1 protein-coding gene is annotated in these 7,013 nt (G+C 70.7%); it reads left to right on the top strand.

The window, feature by feature from the left end:
- Positions 1–7,013, top strand: a 7,013-nt coding sequence (locus tag ACFXHE_RS43870; RefSeq protein WP_379391687.1) for an amino acid adenylation domain-containing protein, incomplete at both ends; no start/stop codon positions are given.

Here is a 7,013-nt window from a genome sequence, read left to right as displayed (position 1 = left end):
GCCCCGTCCACCCCGATCGAGGAGATCGTGGCGGGCATCTTCTCCGACGTGCTCGGCGTCGGACGGGTCGGCCTGGACGACGACTTCTTCGAGCTGGGCGGTAACTCGCTGATCGCCACCCAGGTCACCGCCCGCCTCGGCGCGGCCCTGGACACCCAGCTGGCGGTGCGCGATCTGTTCGAGGCGTCCACCGTCGCGGCGCTGGCCTCGCGGGTGGAACGCAATGCCGGTTCCGGCCGGCGTCCGAGCCTGGTCGCCGGGGAACGGCCCGCGCACCTGCCGCTGTCCCCGGCGCAGCAGCGCTACTGGTTCCTCAACCAGTTCGACACCAGCACTTCCGCGGTGGACAACATTCCGCTGGCGGTCCGCTTCACCGGCGCGCTGGACCTGTACGCCATGAAGCAGGCCATCGGTGACGTGATCGCCCGTCACGAGGTGCTGCGGACGGTCTACCCGCGCTCCGCCGACGGGCCGCACCAGGTGGTGCTGTCCACCGCGCAGACCGATCTGACGCTGGTGCCGGAGGACGTGACCGAGGCCGAACTGCTCGGCAAGGTCATCGAATTCGCCATGACCACCTTCGACGTCACCGTCGAGGTGCCGCTCGCCGTCAAGATGTTCCGCATCGCGGACAGCGAGACCACCCAGCACGTGCTGGCCTTCACCGTCCACCACGTCTCCGCCGACGGCTCCTCCATGGGCCCGATGGCGCGCGACATCATGGCCGCCTACGTGGCCCGGGTGAACGGCGATGTGCCGCAGTGGGCTCCGCTGCCGGTGCAGTACGCCGACTACGCGCTGTGGCAGCGCGAGGTGCTCGGCCGCGAGGACGACGCGGAATCGCTTGCCGCCAAGCAGGTCTCGTACTGGACCCGCACCCTGACCGGGCTGCCGGACCAGCTGGAGCTGCCCACCGACCGGCCGCGCCCCCCGGCGCAGTCGTTCCACGGCAAGGCGCTGCGCTTCGACATCGACGCCGAACGCCACGCCAAGCTGCACGAGCTGGCGCGCGCCAACAACGCCTCGCTGTTCATGGTCGTGCACGCAGCCCTGGCGGTGCTGCTGGCCCGTCTGTCCGGCACCGACGACATCGCGGTCGGCACCCCGATCGCGGGCCGCGGTGAACGCGAACTCGATGACATGATCGGCATGTTCGTGAACACCCTGGTGTTCCGGACCCAGGTCGACGGCGCCGCGAGCTTCGCCGACCTGCTCTCCGAGGTGCGCGAGCGCGACCTCGAGGCCTTCGCCAACGCCGACGTGCCCTTCGAGCGCCTGGTCGAGGTGCTCAACCCGGTCCGCTCCACCGCGCGCAACCCGCTGTTCCAGGTGGGCCTCTCGTTCCAGAACCTGGCCGAGACCGCCTTCGAACTGCCGGGCCTGCACGTGGCCGCAGTCGAATTCGACTCGCAGCTGGCCAAAACCGACCTGCACGTCACGCTCTACGACCGGTACACCGAGGACGGCACCCCGGCCGAGATCCTCACCGAATTCGGTTACGCCACCGACCTGTTCGACGAATCGACCGTGCGGTCCTTCGCCGACCGGTTCGTGCGGGTGCTGGACGCCATCCTGGCCGACACCACCGTCGCGGTCGGCGACCTCGACCTGCTGGGAGAGGACGAGAACGCGCGAATCCTGCAGCGGTGGAACAACACCGCGCAGGACGTGGAGTCGGTCATGGACGGCGGTTCCGAGGCCACCCTGGTCTCGCTGCTCGACCGGGCCGTGTCCGACGACCCGAAGGCCGTGGCCATAGTCGCCGACACCGCCGAGGGCACCGAGCAGCTGACCTACGCCGAGCTCGACGCCCGCGTGAACCAGCTCGCCCGCGAGCTCATCGCGCGCGGCATCGGCGCGGAAGACCGGGTGGCCCTGGCCATTCGACGGTCCACCGACCTGGTGGTCGCCATGTACGCGGTCGCCAAGTCCGGTGCCGCCTACGTGCCGATCGATCCGGATCAGCCCGCCGAGCGCGTCGGCTACATCCTGGAGACGGCCGCGCCCAAGGCCGTACTCACCACGGCGGCAGTCGGTTTCGAATCCGAGCTGGCCGAGGTGCTGCGCATCGACGAGCTGGACCTGTCCGGCCACTCGGCCAAGCCGATCACGGCCGCCGAGAGGGCGCGCGAGCTGACGGCCGCGAACACCGCGTATGTCATCTTCACCTCCGGTTCCACCGGCCGCCCCAAGGGTGTGGCGCTGCCGCATGGCGCGGTCGTGAACCAGTTGCTGTGGAAGGTCACCGAATTCGGGCTCGACCCGGCGGATGCGGTGCTGCTCAAGACCGCCGCCACCTTCGACCTCTCGGTCTGGGAGTTCTGGTCCGCCGCGGCCTGCGGTGGCCGCATGGTCATCGCCGCGCCGGACGGCCACAAGGACCCGGCGTACCTGAACGAGCTCATGGCCCGCGAGTGGGTGACCACCCTGCACGTGGTGCCGTCCATGCTGGACGCGCTGCTCGCCGACGGGCTGCCGGATTCGCTGTGGCGCATCCTGGCCATCGGTGAGGCGCTGCCCGGACCGCTGGCCCAGCGGGTGCTGCGGGAGCGGCCGCGCACCGAGCTGTTCAACCTGTACGGCCCGACCGAGGGCGCGGTGTCGGTCACCAACCACCGGGTCACCGCCCGCGACGAGCTGTCGGTGTCCATCGGCTCGCCCGAGTGGAACTCCCAGGTGTACGTGCTGGATGCGCGCCTGCGGCCGGTGCCGGTGGGGGTGTCCGGTGAGCTGTACCTGGCCGGTGCGCAGCTGGCGCGCGGCTACTTCGGTCGCCCGGATCTCACCTCGGATCGGTTCGTGGCGAACCCGTTCGCCGCCGACGGTTCTCGCATGTACCGCACCGGTGACCTGGTGGCCTGGCAGGAGAACGGGGAGCTGGAGTATCGGGGTCGCACCGACTTCCAGGTGAAGATCCGCGGTTTCCGCATCGAGCTCGGCGATATCGAATCCGCGCTGCTGCGCCTGGATTCCGTCGCCTCGGCGGCCGTGGTCGCGCACACCGATCCGGTGCTCGGCGACCGCCTGGTGGCCTACATCGTCGGCAGCGACGGCGACCCCGACAAGCAGCAGCTGCAGTCGGCGCTGGCCGCCGAACTGCCGTCGTACATGATCCCGTCGGTCTTCATGCCGCTGACCGCGTTGCCGCTCAACGCCAACGGCAAGCTGGACCGTAAGGGGCTGCCGCAGCCCACCTTCGAGAAGGCCGTCTTCCGCGCCCCCGTCAGCCCGATCGAGCAGATCGTGGCGGGCGTGTTCGCGGAGGTGCTGCGCGTCGAATCCGGCCGCATCGGCCTGGACGACGACTTCTTCGCGTGGGGCGGCAACTCGCTGCTCGCCACCCAGGTGGCCGCGCGCCTCGGCGAGGCGCTCAACACCCGGGTGCCGGTGCGACTGCTGTTCGAGGCGTCCACGGTCGCCGCACTCGCGGCCCGCGTGGAACGCGACGCCGGCGCCGGCGGCCGCAAGGCGCTCACCGCCGGACCGCGGCCGGACAACATTCCGCTGTCGCTGGCCCAGCAGCGCATGTGGTTCCTCAACCGCTTCGACACCGCCTCGGCCGCCTACAACGTGCCGGTCGCGGTGCGGCTGTCGGGCCTGCTGGACGAGGACGCGCTGCGTGCCGCCATCGCGGATGTGGTTGCCCGCCATGAGATCCTGCGGACCATCTACCCGCAGACCGAGGACGGGCCGGTGCAGGTCATCCTGCCGCCGGCGCAGGCCGTGCCGGAGCTCGAGGTGCGCACCGTCACCGCCGACGAGGTGGTGGGCGCGGTGGTCGAGCTGACCTCCACCGCCTTCGACGTGACCGTCGAGGTGCCGATCAAGGTGGCGCTGTTCAAGATCGAGGGCGAGGTCCCGGCTCCCGCGGCCGAGTCCGGTGCCGCGACGCGCGGGCCGTCGGAGGCCGCGGCGCACGCGGCGGCCTACACCTTCGACTTCGCCGACATCGAGCCCACCGGCCAGTTCCCGGTCGTGGACCCGGACGGCCCCGCGCCCGCGGAATACGTGCTGGCCCTGGTGATCCACCACATCTCCGGTGACGGTTCCTCGGTGGCCCCGCTGACCCGCGACCTGATGACCGCCTACGCGGCGCGCTCCATCAAGCAGAAGCCGGGCTGGACCCCGCTGGCGGTGCAGTACGCGGACTACTCCATCTGGCAGCGCGAACTGCTGGGCAGCGAGGACGATCCGGAATCGCTGGCGTCGAAGCAGGTCGCCTACTGGGCGCAGGCGCTCGCCGGTCTGCCGGATCAGCTGGACCTCCCGGCCGACCGGCCGCGTCCGGCGGTGCAGACCTTCGCGGGCGGCAAGATCGACATCCGCATCGACGCCGAATTGCACGCGGCGCTGGTCGAATTGGCCCGCGCCGAGGGCGCGACGCTGTTCATGGTCGTGCACACCGCGCTGGCCGTGCTGCTGTCGCGCCTGTCGGGTTCCGACGACATCGCCATCGGCACCCCGATGGCCGGTCGTGGCGAGGCCGTCCTGGACGACCTCATCGGTATGTTCGTCAACACCCTGGTGTTCCGCACGCTGGTCGACGGCGGGCAGCCGTTCGCCGAGCTGCTGGCGCGCCAGCGCGAGACCGACATCCAGGCCTACGCCAATGCCGACGTGCCGTTCGAGCGCCTGGTCGAGGTACTCAACCCGGCCCGCTCGACCGCGCGGCACCCGCTGTTCCAGGTGGGTCTGTCCTTCCAGAACCTGACCCGCTCCACCCTGGAACTGCCGGGCCTGAGCGTGTCCGGCCTGGACGTCGACACCGAGCTGTCGCAGTTCGACCTGCACCTGATCGTCTCCGACATCTACGGCGAAGACGGTGCGGCCCAGGGCATCACCGGCATCCTGACCTACGCCACCGATATCTTCGACCGGGACACCGTGCACGGCTTCGCGGATCGGTTCGTGCACCTGCTGCGCGAGATCGTGACCGCACCCCGCACCGCGGTCGGCGAGATCGAGCTGCTGGCCGGGGCCGAGCGGGCCGAGATCCTGGAGCGGCGCAATGCCACCGCGCACCAGGTGGATTCGGCCGCGACGCTGGTGTCCATGCTCAATGCGACGGTGGCGGCCAAGCCGACCGCCATCGCGCTCATCGGACCGGACAGCGAGACGCTGACCTACGCCGAACTCAGCGCCCGGGTCAACGGCCTTGCCCGCCACCTGATCTCGCTGGGCGTGGGCCCGGAGGCGCGGGTCGCGCTGGCGCTGCGGCGCTCCGTCGACCTGGTCGTGGCCATGTACGCGGTCTCGGTCGCCGGTGGCGCGTACGTGCCGGTGGACCCGGACCAGCCGGCCGAGCGGACCGGGTACATCCTGGAAACCGCCGCGCCGGTGTGCGTGCTGACCAATGCCGCGGCCGAGTTCACGACCGATATCGCGCCGCTGGTGCGGCTGGACGAGCTCGCGCTGTCCGGCGGGAACCCCGGCCTGGTCACCGATGCCGAGCGGGTCGCCCCGCTGCGGCCCGAGCACACCGCGTACGTCATCTTCACCTCCGGCTCCACCGGTCGCCCGAAGGGCGTGGCGCTGCCGCACGCGGCCATCGCCAACCAGTTGCAGTGGAAGAGAGCGGAATTCGAGCTCGGCGCGGACGACGCGGTGCTGCTCAAGACCGCCGCCACCTTCGACCTGTCGGTCTGGGAATTCTGGTCGGCCGCCGTGTCCGGTGGCCGCCTGGTGATCGCCGCGGCCGACGGACACCGGGATCCGGCGTACCTCAACGAGCTGATGGCGCGCGAGCGGGTCACCACCCTGCACGTGGTGCCGTCCATGCTGGACGCGCTGCTCACCGCGGCCGAAGGGACGCTGAACGATTCACTGCGGCGGGTCCTCGCCATCGGTGAGGCGCTGCCCGCGACAGTGGCGCAGCGCTTCCGTGCGGGCAATCCGGACGCCGGGCTGTTCAACCTGTACGGCCCGACCGAGGCCGCGGTGTCCATCACCAGCCACCGGGTCACCGATGCCGATCGGGGTTCGGTGTCCATCGGTGCGCCGGAATGGAATTCGCGGGTCTACGTGCTCGACGCGCGCCTGAACCCGGTGCCCGACGGCGTCTCCGGCGAGCTCTACCTCGCCGGTGCGCAGCTGGCCCGCGGCTACTTCGCGCGTCCGGATCTGACCGCGGATCGCTTCGTGGCCAACCCGTTCGCGACCGGCGAGCGCATGTACCGCACCGGTGACCTCGTCGCCTGGTCCGGCAACGGCGAGCTGGAATACCGGGGCCGCACCGACTTCCAGGTGAAGATCCGTGGCTTCCGTATCGAGCTCGGCGAGATCGAGGCGGCGCTGCTGGCGCTGCCGGAGATCGCGCAGACCGCGGTGCTGGCCAAGCAGGACGCCAAGACGGGTGACCGCCTGGTGGCCTACCTGGTGCCGTCCGGCTCGGGTGTCGATGTGCCGCTGGTGAAGTCGGCGCTGGCGGCGGCGCTGCCGTCGTACATGGTGCCGTCGGCCTTCGTGGTGCTGGATGCCCTGCCGCTCAATGTGAACGGCAAGCTGGACCGGAAGGCGCTGCCGGAGCCCGAGTTCGAGACCACCGCCTTCCGGGCGCCGTCCACCCCGATCGAGGAGATCGTGGCGGGCGTCATCGCGGAGGTCCTGGGCGCCGAGCGTGTGGGCGCGGACGACGACTTCTTCGCCCTCGGCGGCAACTCGCTGCTCGCCACCCAGGTCGCCGCGCGCATCGGCGCGGCCCTGGACGCGCGGGTGCCGGTGCGCGCCGTGTTCGAGGCGTCGACCGTCGCCGGGCTGGCCGCCAAGGTCGAGCAGCACGCCGGCGCGGGAGATCGCAAGGCGCTCACGGCCGCACCGCGGCCCGACAATGTGCCGCTGTCGCTGGCACAGCAGCGCATGTGGTTCCTCAACCAGTTCGATACGGCGTCGGCCGCGTACAACGTCCCCGTGGCGGTGCGCCTGACCGGTGCGCTGGATGTGGAGGCGCTGCAGCTGGCCGTGGCCGATGTGATCGGCCGGCACGAGACGCTGCACACCGTGTACCCGCAGGTGAA

Source organism: Nocardia sp. NPDC059229 (genome assembly GCF_042754165.1).
Lineage (GTDB): Bacteria > Actinomycetota > Actinomycetes > Mycobacteriales > Mycobacteriaceae > Nocardia.
The sequence above is the reverse complement of the archived record's forward strand: the minus strand, read 5'-3'. Positions and strand labels throughout refer to the sequence as shown.